9 protein-coding genes are annotated in these 13,546 nt (G+C 39.1%); 3 read left to right on the top strand and 6 right to left on the bottom strand.

Features of this window, described 5'->3' with window-relative positions; translation table 11 throughout:
* The first annotated feature begins 128 nt into the window (after positions 1 to 128).
* Positions 129 to 2,036: a nuclease-related domain-containing DEAD/DEAH box helicase gene (locus OCU56_RS03960; RefSeq protein WP_261874253.1), complete on the top strand. Its 1,908-nt coding sequence runs from the start codon at positions 129 to 131 to the stop codon at positions 2,034 to 2,036.
* A gap of 271 nt (positions 2,037 to 2,307) precedes the next feature.
* Here OCU56_RS03960 and istB read toward each other — a convergent pair whose 3' ends face one another.
* A complete protein-coding gene (gene istB / locus OCU56_RS03955) occupies positions 2,308 to 3,048 on the bottom strand; it encodes an IS21-like element ISVch3 family helper ATPase IstB (RefSeq protein WP_068699098.1) in 741 nt (246 codons plus the stop codon).
* A 10-nt stretch (positions 3,049 to 3,058) separates the two neighbouring features.
* Positions 3,059 to 4,591 carry an IS21 family transposase gene (istA, locus tag OCU56_RS03950; protein WP_261874252.1) on the bottom strand — a complete coding sequence of 511 codons (1,533 nt, stop codon included), beginning with the start codon at positions 4,589 to 4,591 and terminating at the stop codon, positions 3,059 to 3,061.
* Positions 4,592 to 4,900: 309 nt separating this feature from the next.
* On the opposite strand from istA, the gene OCU56_RS03945 reads away from it, so the two are divergent.
* Both OCU56_RS03945 and OCU56_RS03940 read left to right on the top strand, forming a co-directional pair.
* A protein-coding gene (locus OCU56_RS03945; RefSeq protein WP_261872484.1) for an IS3 family transposase occupies positions 4,901 to 5,985 on the top strand; the annotation gives its coding sequence in 2 pieces (ribosomal slippage) (positions 4,901 to 5,153 and positions 5,153 to 5,985; 1,086 coding nt in all).
* Between the two features lie 252 nt (positions 5,986 to 6,237).
* Positions 6,238 to 6,390 (top strand): hypothetical protein, encoded by a 153-nt coding sequence (locus OCU56_RS03940; RefSeq protein WP_261874251.1) that lies wholly within the window; start codon positions 6,238 to 6,240, stop codon positions 6,388 to 6,390.
* A 193-nt stretch (positions 6,391 to 6,583) separates the two neighbouring features.
* Here OCU56_RS03940 and OCU56_RS03935 read toward each other — a convergent pair whose 3' ends face one another.
* The 4 genes from OCU56_RS03935 to OCU56_RS03920 all read right to left on the bottom strand — a co-directional run bounded on the left by OCU56_RS03935 (position 6,584) and on the right by OCU56_RS03920 (position 13,216).
* Positions 6,584 to 8,080 carry an ATP-binding protein gene (locus tag OCU56_RS03935; RefSeq protein WP_261874250.1) on the bottom strand — a complete coding sequence of 499 codons (1,497 nt, stop codon included), beginning with the start codon at positions 8,078 to 8,080 and terminating at the stop codon, positions 6,584 to 6,586.
* Positions 8,080 to 10,590 (bottom strand): Hsp70 family protein, encoded by a 2,511-nt coding sequence (locus tag OCU56_RS03930; RefSeq protein WP_261874249.1) that lies wholly within the window; start codon positions 10,588 to 10,590, stop codon positions 8,080 to 8,082. Before OCU56_RS03930 ends, OCU56_RS03935 begins: the two co-directional genes overlap by 1 nt.
* Positions 10,591 to 10,607: 17 nt before the next feature.
* On the bottom strand, positions 10,608 to 11,711 hold the full coding sequence (locus OCU56_RS03925; protein ID WP_261874248.1) for a hypothetical protein: 1,104 nt from the start codon (positions 11,709 to 11,711) through the stop codon (positions 10,608 to 10,610).
* Between the two features lie 65 nt (positions 11,712 to 11,776).
* On the bottom strand, positions 11,777 to 13,216 hold the full coding sequence (locus OCU56_RS03920) for a hypothetical protein (protein WP_261874247.1): 1,440 nt from the start codon (positions 13,214 to 13,216) through the stop codon (positions 11,777 to 11,779).
* Between the last annotated feature and the right edge of the window lie 330 nt (positions 13,217 to 13,546).

Below are 13,546 nucleotides of genomic sequence, written 5' to 3'. Positions count from 1 at the left end.
TATCGATGCAGATCACATTAGTAATATCGAGTGTATTTTAAACTAAGCCTAAAATATTTAAATCTACTTATCTCAGCTACGTATAACCTTATAATAAGACGCAAATAGTTATGGAGTAAAAAGTTATAATGGCAAAAATGAAACCCGACTGGAATAACATCTCAAGATTTACCGTTGAACCGACAGAAGGTGAACTATTCCTTTTAAAGCAGCTCGATGATGCTCTTGATAACTCATATGAAATATTCTTTAACGCATACCTTGATGGAGATCGCCCAGACATTGTGATCTTAAAGAGAGGTTACGGCTCCATCATAATTGAAGTGAAAGATTGGAACTTAAAGCACTACAGCGTGACAAAAGAAAACAAATGGATTATTGAAGGTGCTGCAAAACGGTCACCTCAAGCACAAGTGTTTCGTTACAAGCAGAATATGTTTAATCTACACTTACCGGTTTTAGGACTAAAAGAACTGAAAAATAGACACTTCTTCAACGTTATTGAAAATTATGTTTATTTTCATTGTACTACTGATGCCGAGATCCAAAAACTATATGCTAGTCCAACCGAAGATCTACAAGTTACAATAACTTCTCTCAACGAGTCACGAAAAAAAAATCAAATTAAGCATGAGAGTTATGAGAAGCAAAGAGTCTATCTTTCAAACAAAAAAGCGCAACTAAGTCGTGACTATCGTATGTCATTTACTAAATACTCTATAGATAAGTTAATTAAAAACGTAGAAAAAATCAAAAAACATAATTTATTTACCGATGACATATATCAAGACTTTATCCGCAGGCTCTCTCCTCCTGTTCACACTTTAGAGCAAGGCATAGCAATTAAATTTGATGCCAAACAAAAGAAGCTAACCGAAAGTAAGCCAGAAAAGAAAAAAATAAAAGGTGTCGCTGGTTGTGGTAAAACTACAATAATGGCCCAACGAGCTATTAATGCCCATAAGCGCCATAATGCTCCAGTGTTAATACTTACGTTTAATATTACACTGCGTCATTACATTAAAGACAAAATATCTCAAATACAAAATAAGGGGGCAGGAAGCCACTTTGAAATTATGCACTACCATGGTTTCATCAACAACAAGCTTAACGAATATGGATTAGATATTGGAGAGTTATTAAAAAAATATCGAGGTAATGAAGATGAAAAGTTAGAAAAACTTTACAGTGATAGAGAGATCTTTGAAACTGTGTCCATTGATGAAAAGTACCACACTATTTTTATAGATGAGATTCAGGATTATGAACCTGACTGGATAAAAAATATCCGAGATAACTTCCTTGTAGAAAAAGGTGAAATGGTTCTATTTGGCGATCAATCGCAAAATATTTATGAACGTGATGATAAAAAACGTGAGTCGGCTATAGTTCAAGGTTTTGGTAAATGGAATAAGTTAACAAAGTCGTATCGATCTAGTCGAGATACACCGTTAGTACAGTTATTCAAAAATTTCCAAGAATCGTTCTTAGTCAATAAGTATTCTGACAGCGAGGTGTTTGAATCAACTTATGTTCAAGGAAGTATACAGTTCGACCTACTTAAGTACAACCAGTATGGTTCCGAAGTTAACGCCTCATCGCTATGGCGTGACATTAAAACCCATATAAAAGAGAATCAAATCAACCCCAATGATTTGACTATCATCTGCTCAAAAGTAGAGCCTCTTATCGAGCTTGAAGCATTAATCAGAAAAGAAGAAAAAACCAAAATAATGTTCGAAGACCAAGAAGATTTAAACCAAATACAGAATTTAATTGGTGCAGAACGGCGTAAGAAAATTGAACAAATACGTCGCCGTAAAAAATGCTTCTTTATGCAAAACTCAGGTGTTATCAAACTATCCACAATACACAGCTACAAAGGTCTAGAATCTGATACGGTCTTTTGCATTTTACTAAAAAATGACCATGAAGAGATGATCTATACTGGAATTACTCGAGCAAAATCCAATTTAATCATATTTAATTGCAACGATAGTAAATATGATTCGTTTTTTCGTCAGAATATTAAATAATCTCAGAGCTTAACGTTCGCTGCGCGCTGTATCTAAAGATCTTGACTTTTCGACTTTAGATCACTTGTTATTTTACTCTTCCTTTGGTCTTGTTAAGTAAGCTATGAAACCAGTAATAACGATTGTTGGAACAGCAACATAAGTTAAGTAAACTCCAACGTAACTTGCAAAATATAGTGTTAAAGCATAGGTTGCGTATTTCGGTGATTGCGATCAGCTGTTTCGGTTTATTCCGATCACCAGATCCTGCCGTTTTTCTCTCTTCTTATTTTTACTCTAAGTGATCGGATTGCGCCAGTTTTCTCATTGATTCACCTCCCAGTTCTATTCGATGACTATTGTGTACGAGCCGATCCATTAACGCGTCTGCAACGGTAGCGTTACCTATCATGTTGTACCACTCCTTTACGGGTAATTGGCTGATGACGATTGTGCTGCTGTTTTGATAACGATCTTCAAGCACTTCTAGTAAGTGACCCGCATGCTCTTGAGTGAGCTTTTCCATTCCCCAGTCGTCGAGGATCAGTAACGCTTTCTTAGCTAGCGATTGCAGTTGCTTTTGATAGCTACCATCCATACGACCCGCGGTCAGGTCGTCAAGCAAGCGTGTTAATCGGTAGTACCTAACCGTTTGTTGTTGGTCACAGGCGCTGGTTGCCAGTGCGCAGGCAAGATACGTTTTTCCTGCGCCTGTTGGGCCTGTAACCAATATGTTCTGGTGCTTGTATAGATAACTGCCCGTCAGAAGTTCGCTCATCTGTTTACGATTGAGGTTTCGTCCCTCCTTGTAGATGAGTTGGCTCGGCTGCGCATCCACTCTCAGCTTGGCTTGTCGTTTTAAGCGTTGGATTTTGGTCTGGTTACGATTCAGGATTTCACTGTCCAGAAGCAGGCTTAGCCGTTCCTCGAAGTCCAGCTCTGCGTAGGTGGTCAGTTGCTCTTGCTGCTGCTCTAATGCTTTCGCTGCATGGCTCAAGCGTAGGGTTTTAAGTTGGTCGTTCAGTGCATTCATATCCTTTCTCCTAATGATAACTGTTCGGGCCACGAACATTGCTATGAACAAGGTTTGGCGTGTTTGTGCTGTCTTTGCTCAGCTGTCCTTCACGATTGTTTTTCAGCAAATTGCTGATGAAGGTGTAATTGGATTTTGTCAGCATTAGCGCATCTTTACAGGCTTGCTCTAGGCGCGACTCACCATAGGTTTTACTGAGGCTGAGCAAGCCAAGACAGGAACGATAAGACTGCTCTGGATGAGGCTTGGAGTTCAGCATCTTATTGACGATTTCTCGTGTGGCTGGGCCGATAGTGGATCCCCAGCTAAGCAAGCGCCCTGGCGACCACTTTTGATGTTGATGGTTGCTTGGCATGTGCTCTGGTTGGGTGCTGTTTCCTCGCTCTCTTTGGCTACGTGGATGCTGGGCCACCAAGTTACCTTGATGGTAGATCTGTACCAAGCGATTAGAGGCTTCCAACTCAACGTGGTGACCAACAAGTTGATGAGGAACTGAGTAGTAATGACGGCGATATTCGATGTGATAGTCAGGGCCAACTTTGGCTCGCTTAGTTTCGGTGTACAGGTAACGCTGTTTAGGCAGTGGTCTTAATGCAGGTTTGTCGAGTCTTTCGAACAACGCTTGGCGGCTAGCGCCATACTGTTTCATCTGACGCTGATTTAACTCATTCATGAGTTCACGGATGGCGAGATTCAACTCTTTGAAGGTATGGAAGGTTTGGTGTCGTAGCCGCATCATGATCCAGCGCTCTACTAGGAGCACTGCATTCTCTGCTTTGGCTTTGTCTTTCGGTTTGTAGGGGCGAGCTGGCATCACAGCAGTTTGATAGTGATTCGCCAGTTTTTGATAGCTGTCGTTCAGCCTCGGCTCATAACGATTGGCTTTAGTGACCGCACTGCGTAGGTTATCGGGAACTAAGAGTTGTGGTACACCATCGAAGTGTTCGAACGCATTCGCGTGTGCTTCTAACCAGTAGGGCTTCCCTTGACTAGGGAAGGCTTCAACATAAGTGTAATTGGACGCGCCTAAAGTCGCGACAAACACCTCCGCTTCGCGCACTTCGCCAGTGTCAGGGTTGACCACCTGAAGCCGAGGTCCACAGTAATCGATAAACAGTTTATCACCTGCAACATGAAGTTGGCGCATGCTGCGTTTTTGGGTTTTGAACCAACGAGTGAAGTGCTCGCAGAACTGAGTGTAAGCGTAAGCTTGTTCTTGATGTTGCTCATGATACTCCTGCCAGAGCAGCATCTTTGTCATGCCTTTACGTCTGAGTTCGACTGCGTACTGAGTGAAGTCTGGCATGACTTTATCTCGACAGGGTTTCTTACCGTGATACAGCACCTGAGTGAGATCTGCATCGCTACAACTGTCGGGTAAAGGCCAACCAAGTTGGCTTTGTTTAAAGCGAGTAAGGAGTTCCGATATGGTGGACGGGCCGAGTTTAAGGCAAGAAGCGATACCACGATTTGAGAGACCGCAGTCGTACTTAAGGCGTAATACCTCTTTAATTTTGTTCATTGGAGTTCTCTTTTTGGCCATTGTCGCTTCCTTACTTGCTTGTTTAAGAAGTAAAGAATAGCGAGCTATTGATTTAAAAGAGAAAAAGTAAGGATTTCGGGCATTCCGATCGCAGTTTTCGCTATTCCGATCATCGATTTCGGAGTTAGGCTAAAAGTGATCGGATAATCGCGGAATCAGCGATCGGTTTAAACCGAAATAGGTGATCGGATAATCCCGAAATGACTGATCGGAATGCTCCGAAATATGCAATAGGTGAGGTAATCCCCCCGAAAAATAACAGCATGAAAAAGTAGAATTTTCTCGTATGATTTATACAGGAGATTCACTATGAAAAAATCACGTTACACGGACAGTCAGATCTTAGCGATCTTAAAGCAAGCAGAGGCTGGAGCCCCTATTCAAGAGCTTTGTCGAGAACATGGCATGAGCACCGCCACATTCTACAAGTGGCGATCTAAATACGGTGGTATGGATGCATCTCTTATGACTCGAATGAAAGAGCTTGAAGAAGAGAATCGACGGCTCAAGAAAATGTATGCAGAGGAACGCCTCAAAGCTGAAGTTATCTCAGAAGCTATGGCAAAAAAGTGGTGAAGCCCTGTGAGCGTCGTTTGATGGCTCAGAATTCAGTGGCGAATCAACATGTCAGTATTAGAAATGCCTGTCGCTGGTTTAAAATTAGTGAGACGTGCTATCGCTATGAGCCTAAGTTGCAATCAGAGAATGAGCACATTGCTAACTTGCTCCTAGAGCTGTGCAACAGCGAGGAAAGATCCGACTGGGGATTTGGCATGTGCTTCCATCATCTTCGCCATTTGGAAGGGTATAAATGGAACCACAAGCGGGTTTATCGGATCTACTGTGAGTTGTCATTGAATTTACGTATCAAGCCTAAGCGTCGCCTAAATCGTCATGCACCTGAGCCACTCAAGGAACCCATCAAAGCGAACCAAGTGTGGTCGGTCGATTTTATGCATGACCAACTATCGGATGGGCGGAAATATCGCTTATTCAATGTGATAGATGACTACAAACGTGAGGGTTTAGCCGCAGAGCCTGATTTTTCGATGCCAGCAGAGCGCGTCACAAGGATCTTAGATAACCTAATTGAACAACGTCAGAAACCGATAGCGATACGTTGTGATAATGGTCCCGAATTTATTAGCCACTTATTTACAAAGTGGGCAGACAAGCATGGCATCCGAATAGACTATATTCAGCCAGGGAACCCACAACAAAATGCGTATATCGAAAGATTTAATCGAACCGTAAGGTTCAGCTTGGTGAGTAAGTACCTGTTCGACAGCTTAGAAGAGGTTCAAGATCAAGCAACTCAGTGGCTATGGTTCTACAATCACCAGCGTCCACATTTAGCTAATGGAGGGTACCCACCACTACAAGTTGCAGCATAGATTCTACGATTGAATGCAATTATTAATGGGAGGATTACCGTGACAAAAGTTAACCCGAAAATCACTGAACACTTCTCATACAACCATTTCTTCATGTTGATACGCCTTTACAAATACTTTTAATCAGGTGTTTAATTGAGATTCCTACCGTAACAAATCGATAAGATTAACGCCATCAATTCAAGAGATGTACTTGAAATTGCAGAGCCTAAAACGGAGAAAAAGCTTTCAAAGAAAGCAATGGGGTACGCGATGAAAGCTTTAGCAGAGCATGGATACATAATTGAAGGTATCGATAGCCATCAGGCATGTTTGAGCGTACGAAAAAGTGGGGTGAGCTATCAACTTACCATTCAAAACGCTGAAGATCGGCAGATGAAAGGACTTATCATCCTCCCTCTTTAATGCTCAAAGCCCCTTTAAGGGGCTTTTCATTTTTGTGAAGCCAGTAACATTTCTATGCAGAGTTGGAAATTAATGCGAAAGATTTTCAAAAATCCTCCGTAATCAAAAAGTGAGACCCAATAAAAATAATAATAAGGCCATCATGAATACAACTCTACTTACTAAATACTCCAGCCAGAGGGATTTTATATCCTTATAATTCTTTTGAAAATTCTTCTATTTGTTCTAGTGTGATTGAAGGTTTTGATTTCATAATGACGCTCTCAATCATTTCTTGAGTGATTTTAACTCTTCCTACAAGAGCCTTTCGAGAGGATTCATTGCAAATGTAATAGATATCACTAGCGACATAGTTTTCCGTCAAACGTGATAACCGAGTGTATGAAATTTTATCTTCAAGCGGTCTTTCCGATAAAATCGTTTTGAATAAACTTTTTCTTGCCTGTTTATCAGGGGCAGGAATCAGAACTTTTTTATCAAATCGCCCAGTACGTAATAACGCACTATCCACCGAAGATGGTAAGTTGGTAGCGCCAATAACAAAAATACCTCTGTCTCCACAGTTATTTATCTGCGTTAATAGCTCATTTACTGTAGCTAAGTTCATATGACTGACTCCACCACCGCCACGCGCAGGAGCTATAGCATCTATTTCATCAATAAAAATGATTGCTGGCGCGTTGACTTCTGCCTTGTTAAAAAGAACTTTTACTTTTTCCTGGCTTTCATTTACCCACTTACTATGAATATCACTTGGTGCAATAGTATAAAAGCTAATGCCTATTTCCTCTGATAGCTTCTGAGCAAAAAACGTTTTACCGCAACCAGGTGGCCCATAAAACAAGATGCCATTTGGAATGGACAATCCATAGCTTTTATAAAGTTCTTTGTTTTGGAGTGCTTCTATAACATCGACACGTAGAGTCTCTTTAAGCCCCTCCATACCTGCAATTGCAGAAAATCCTTTACCTGATTCCACTTGAGATTGAACCTTAGTACCACTTGGAAGCGTCTGCGTTGGTAGTTCGATCTTGCCGGCTAAAGTTTCAAGTGCTGTTTTTGCTGTGCTTATATGCGAAGGCGTAACTAAACACACCTTCAAAAGCTTACTTAGAGTAGAGCCAAGTTCAGAGTCATCAATCCAAAAATCATTCACCGTTGATAGGTCAAATGAACGATTAAAAAGGATTTCATAGGACAACTTCGCAAAGTGATGAATCACTTGTGACTCATTTATTGATGCATTATTCTCAAGCAACCTATCAAGGTTAATCACTTTAAATGATGTATTAGCATCATCTGAAAAATCAACAATGATATCTTTTTGGGTCACTTCTGTTAAAAAACCAATATCCATTTCACTACCTATATCTTTTAGTAGTAAAAATAGCTCTTTTAATAACGTTTTTATTAGTTGTACTGTTGATCCGTGATGATTTAAATATTTATCAAGGCTAAGGCCCTGAATGTAATTTTCAATCAATATTGGGCAACCATCAATCGTCTCTATAGAAAAATTAGACAGATAGTTTGATGCAACATTTGGGAAATCGTTTATCGGGTGAGATAGGGATTTTAAGTAAAACAAAGCACCTTTAGAGTTTACCACTCTAAAGGTGTCTTTGGTTAATGGGAACTGGATAGTATACTCACCCACCAGTTGCCCTTTACTAAAGCGTACGCCTTTCATTATCCGATAAGCAGGCTGTTGTCGTACTGCGTGCCACTACCACCTTTTACCTGGTCGGGCATGTATTGAAAAATCTGACCTACATAATGTTGTAAATCATCCGCTGTTCGGGCAGTGTTGATAGCATTTAAACCCTCATCAATTGCGTTTCGTGCCGCAAATCTGTCTTTCCAATTAATTGAGTTAAACTCTTGATTCACCCCCTGAATAAAGTCAATCAACTGGTAAAACCTTGTAATTGTAAAGTGCAGGTCATTTAATTGCTTAACCAAATGACGACCAGATTTCACATCTTCTGACGCTTTGATTTGTCGGTAAGCCGACTCTAGCTCTGACAGTTCACTGGTTGTTTGTGCTGTACCAATGTCATTGTTTGCTTTGTGACAGCGCTCAAGTGCTGAACGGATCTTGCCATCAACATAACCCCATTCACCGTCAGAGTGATTCTTATCAACTTGTTTCATCACTTCACGGAGTTTATTACGCGTTTGCATTTGAGTATCAACATCATTAGCATTTGACTCTAATGCTTCTTCTGCACGATTAAGCTCTTCATGAAGCTCTGAGTCATAATCATCTTGCTCGTATAAATCATTACGTGCTTTGTTTATCTGCTCACTTAACCAGTTTGTATCTACTGATTGAACCTTATCAGACGGAACCGTCACTTCAAAAGTGAAATCAAGACTTGGAATTTCAGCTTCAAAAGAAACGGTTTGGCTTTCATCTACACGTACGAGTAGGTTTATAATGGAGCCGGCTGGTAGCATAGATGGAATATCTGCACCCGTAATAATAGCGTTATACACATGCTCATTATAAATCGCTCGAGAACCTTTTGCGTCACTTCCACCTTGATAAAGTGGAATTTTGATATTATCTGAAGCATTGCCTGGGCGAATATCTTGCTGTGTTTTCAAATTCGTATAAACACCTGTTGCAGGCAGTGACTTGTTTTTCTCAAGCCCCTGAATTGGAGCAAACACGGCTTTTTCAGTTTTAGTATCAAACACTTCAATACCAAAGTTATGTGGCAGTGTCATGCTGCCCAACACTGAGCCTTGGATGATATTAAATGAGCTAGGCTGCACCTCAACTGTACTACCACGACTATCAAAAACCACTATATCAAAACTGTTTGTCTTGCCCTTTACCAGTTCAACATCAAAGATTTCACCACGCTCAGATATCTCAATTTTCTCACTCATCCATGCGCCATCATTCCGTCTTAACTGAACAGTAATTACACCTGGATCTGAGTTCATTTTATCGGTCGCGAGCTTGATGCTAACAAACTCTTCTAACTCAACACTTGATGATTCAAAATCTATAGATAGTTGTACTAGTTCAGAGTCACGAGATTCATTTAGCACATTTTCTGGTAAAGAGCGGGTTGAAGCGTATATCGCAGCCCCACGAGAGACAACCGTCATAGGGTCAACGCTGGTATCTGGCTTACAGATTTGCTCTGCAACCATTTCACGTAAGATTGGAGATAGTGTTGGACCACCAACTAATATTAAAGAGTCAAGTGAATCGCCTGTAAGATTATTACGTGAAAGAAGGTCGTTCGACAAATCAATAGCCCGCTGTAAAACCGGTGCAAATACATTTTCTAAGTCAGACTGTGAGATAACTAAATCTATTTCAATCTCTTCTCCATCATCATCCTCACCACAGTCACCAGGGTCTACATACAATTGATAGGAGTCTTTAAAGGATAAGTTGTTTTTTATATCTTCTGCATAAAATTTAAACGCATTACGAAAAGCGGCTCTTTGCTCTGAATCAGAAAGCAAGTCATCGAGTTCAAATTCGTCTTGAATATGAGGAATAATGACTTTATCAACAATTGCAAAGTCTAGGTCTTTACCTCCCAGATAATTGTCACCCTCAGTATCGATTACCTTTACAATACCTTCATCTACCTTGATTAGTGCTGAGTCATACGTCCCTCCACCAAAATCAAATACTAACCAATAACCATCTTTAGTATTATCTATGCCATAGGCCATCGCCGCTGCTACTGGTTCTTGAAGAGTTTCTACATATGAAAAACCTGCAAGCTTACCCGCACGCTTTACTGCGTCAATTTGGTTAGCTGTATAACCAGCAGGAATCGTAATAACAGCAGAGTTTACAATTTCATCTTGCACATAGCCCTTTAAGTGCTTGAGCACTTCAGCAGATAAGTCTTCAGAATGAAAGTCTTGTCCTTTAAAAGAGGAAGTATAGGTTGCATCTGTTCCCATAGTGCGTTTGTACTCGATAAATGAGTTAAATTTCGCATTGGGCTTTTTCATCGCTTTTATAGATTCTAGGCGGAATATGTTGTAAGCCGATTCACCGATAAATATTGCACCTTTACGGTTAAAAGCAACACTAGATGGCGTGATATCTTTTTGACTATCAAGTGATTTAATGATTTTATAATCACCGCTTTCAGCTCGGCTAATAGCTGAGTTTGTAGTACCTAAATCGATACCGTAATCTATCATTGTTCTTTTCATTATTTTCATTCTTTTCACTATAAATTTACTGAAATATCTACTTGAGCACGCTGGATTAATTTACCGTTGTAGTTAACTTGTGGTCTCATTACTTTTGTAATAAGTTTCTGCCCATTTTCTAAGCTATCATCATCGTGTATATTAACTACTTCCATATTTTTACGTTCATCGTAAGACTGGCCAAGAAGTTCCACCATTTCATAACCAGACTCTTCTAGTGAAGCCTTCATTCGTTCAATACCTTTAAGCAACGGTTTGGTGCCCTTCACTTTCTTTTCTGTTAGGCGATGAATATTTTTTTGCATACGCGTCACTTCATCAGCCACGTTTAGCATAAAGGTATGATCAACTTCCGTCTCTTGTGTATTTACAACTTTTGCTTGCTCGAAATGCATTTGGTTATTTAAGTAATTCGCTAACTTAACATCTAACTCAACCGATGCCTCTTCAAGTTTCATTTGTGCATTTTTGGTTTCGCTTAACTGCTCTGCAAGAGTGGTTGAACGCTTACGTGTGCGACCAGCAACAAAACCGATTAACAACGTGACAAACAAAGATAAGGCAATCAAAAGATAATAAAACACCTTTTTATCTTTTTGTGCTTGAGTGCTTTGAACCTCAGTAACCTTGTGCAAATTACTCAAGCCAGACATAGATTTTGCATCTACTGATTTGATTAATTCATCCAACAGTTTTGACTTTTTATCAAGCTCAACTGATTTATCAGCAATACGTTTTAACGCTATATCTAACTCAGTGGCTTGTATACTTAGTTTTTGAGCAAGTTCATTAACGCTTTTGATGTCTTGCTCAACTGTAGATTTATTATATTCACCGCCAAGTGCTCGCCAGATATTTGTCACGTAGCGATAGTTTTCGTTAACTCGGGGTTTCATTGTATTGAGGTCACTTCGTATCTGACTAATCTCTGATGATAGTGCCTTAACTTTGGTTACATGACTTTTATCTGATTGTTGAAGAGCTGTGATAGCTTTAGTATTTTGTTTAGATAACACCTCTGTATTTGAGGCAGGAACAATTGTAGGGCCTGTAGCAAGTGCGCTAAAAGTTACAACAGAAAGTACAGAAGCAACGCATAATTTTATGATTTTTTTATTCATAGTAAGTTAATTAGTTAAAAGAAAAATGATGCGCCAACCTAGTTAGCATAATTGAAAATGATAATTTAGTTAGCAAAAATAATGATTATTGCAATAAAAGCTATCCAAACAACAACCTGCCAGAATTTATCTTGCGTACGTTTAGAAATTACTTGATCCGCTCTAAACTTCACATCTTTCATTACTTGTAAGTTACTATTATAATGCCGACGATTGCTTGCCGTCATACTTATTTGAGTTAAGGCGTTCATAGCAGAGATACACTGCCCCATTGTTTTAGATACATCATTAATTGAGTATGAACCCCTCTGGACAGCGTTACCTTTATCAATACACTTATTCATTATAGCAACAACCGCGTTATTTGAAGCAATTTGAAATGCGTCATGACTTTGAGATATTTTGTCTTCTAGAGTATCGAGTGCCTTACGAGCCTCAACCACCATTTGGGAAAGACTATTATTTCTAAGAGCATCATCAATTTTACTATTAAAAAGTCTTATATGAGCCTCATATTTCTCCACCTCTAACATTTCATCAAGTTCTTTTATATTTTCAATATATTTCTTACGCATCGAATCTGAAAGTGCGTAAACTTGGCCTGATAACAAAATGCTCTTAGCCCCTAAAATAGCTTTTTTTATACCTGAACTATTTAAATGGCTGTTAAAGTAAGATATGTGTTTTGATAAGATTACCTCTGCAATCTGGGTTGAGATACTTTTTACTTTCATATCTTGAGAGCCAAGCAATGTGACTATTTTATCATAATGCCCCGTAATTTTTGAAATAAAGCTATCAATTTCACTATCAATAGAATAATCCAGTTCATTATTTTTTAGCTCTTCTAACTCTCTTTCAATTTTAAAAAAGTCAGTATCTGTTGCAGCTGATGCTAATTGTGTTTTAATATCTTCGGGCGCTAACTCAAAAAGGTCATGGATATCTGCACGCTCTGCAAAGCTATCGATAAACGCTCCTTCCACTGCTTCTATTGAAATAACAAATTCGTCATCAACGATACTCTTAACAAATTCATTAACATAGGCAGATCTGATAACTTTAAATTTATTAGCGATACCTAATTTTACTTCTCTCACATCATCGGAGAGCAATTGAAGTGTAGAGACATTGTTAAGGGATGATATATTCTTAGCACTAATTGAACGATCTTTTGTTACCTTGCTAAGAACTTGAAGGGCTGTATTTATATCGCCTTCTTTCATGGATTGAAGGGCCATTTCATCAAAACTGTTTGAGTTTACGAACCAGAATAGTCCGAACAAAAAACGGTCTTCGCGTCTTTCAAGCGCTCTTTGTGCATCATCAAGATCACTTGCTTGACGATTTAACTTTGGTAAGAAAGAAAAATCATACTCAAAGTTAAACTCTTTCCCTATACTTAAAAACCTTGATGCCTTACGCGCACTTGAAATTAATTCTCTTTCAGAATAGTTTGCAAGCCCACCTAAAATACGAAATGGATTATTTAATATTCTTTTCATCTATTAAAACACTTTTATCCATAACTGATTTTAATTAAATCTCTTAATTAAAACCTAGCTATTGTTAATTATTTTATAAATGACATGAGTACGACTCATGTCGTTCAATTATTACTTAGGATACACAATGGATCTCTTGACCTCACATCACTAGCATGGGAACTACCCCTAGTATTCTACCTTTTTGGCTACCTTGACTATTAATACTAGTGTTCACGTATAGTAAATGAGTCGGTCAGTTTCACTTCAAGATAAACAAAGATCATTGTTTCGTCAATTCAACTAATGGCAGAAAAACTTGAATTTGTGTTAAGGTAATCAACTAGTCTC

Source organism: Vibrio rarus (genome assembly GCF_024347075.1).
Classification (GTDB): Bacteria; Pseudomonadota; Gammaproteobacteria; order Enterobacterales; family Vibrionaceae; genus Vibrio; species Vibrio rarus.
The sequence above is the reverse complement of the archived record's forward strand: the minus strand, read 5'-3'. Positions and strand labels throughout refer to the sequence as shown.

Bases quoted from the DNA above. Each gene is read 5' to 3' on its own strand.
- OCU56_RS03960 (WP_261874253.1), top strand. From the start codon at position 129: ATGGCAAAAATGAAACCCGACTGGAATAACATCTCAAGATTTACCGTT.
- istB (WP_068699098.1), bottom strand. From the start codon at position 3,048: ATGAATGCACTGAACGACCAACTTAAAACCCTACGCTTGAGCCATGCA.
- istA (WP_261874252.1), bottom strand. From the start codon at position 4,591: ATGGCCAAAAAGAGAACTCCAATGAACAAAATTAAAGAGGTATTACGC.
- OCU56_RS03940 (WP_261874251.1), top strand. From the start codon at position 6,238: ATGAAAGCTTTAGCAGAGCATGGATACATAATTGAAGGTATCGATAGC.
- OCU56_RS03935 (WP_261874250.1), bottom strand. From the start codon at position 8,080: ATGAAAGGCGTACGCTTTAGTAAAGGGCAACTGGTGGGTGAGTATACT.
- OCU56_RS03930 (WP_261874249.1), bottom strand. From the start codon at position 10,590: ATGAAAAGAACAATGATAGATTACGGTATCGATTTAGGTACTACAAAC.
- OCU56_RS03925 (WP_261874248.1), bottom strand. From the start codon at position 11,711: ATGAATAAAAAAATCATAAAATTATGCGTTGCTTCTGTACTTTCTGTT.
- OCU56_RS03920 (WP_261874247.1), bottom strand. From the start codon at position 13,216: ATGAAAAGAATATTAAATAATCCATTTCGTATTTTAGGTGGGCTTGCA.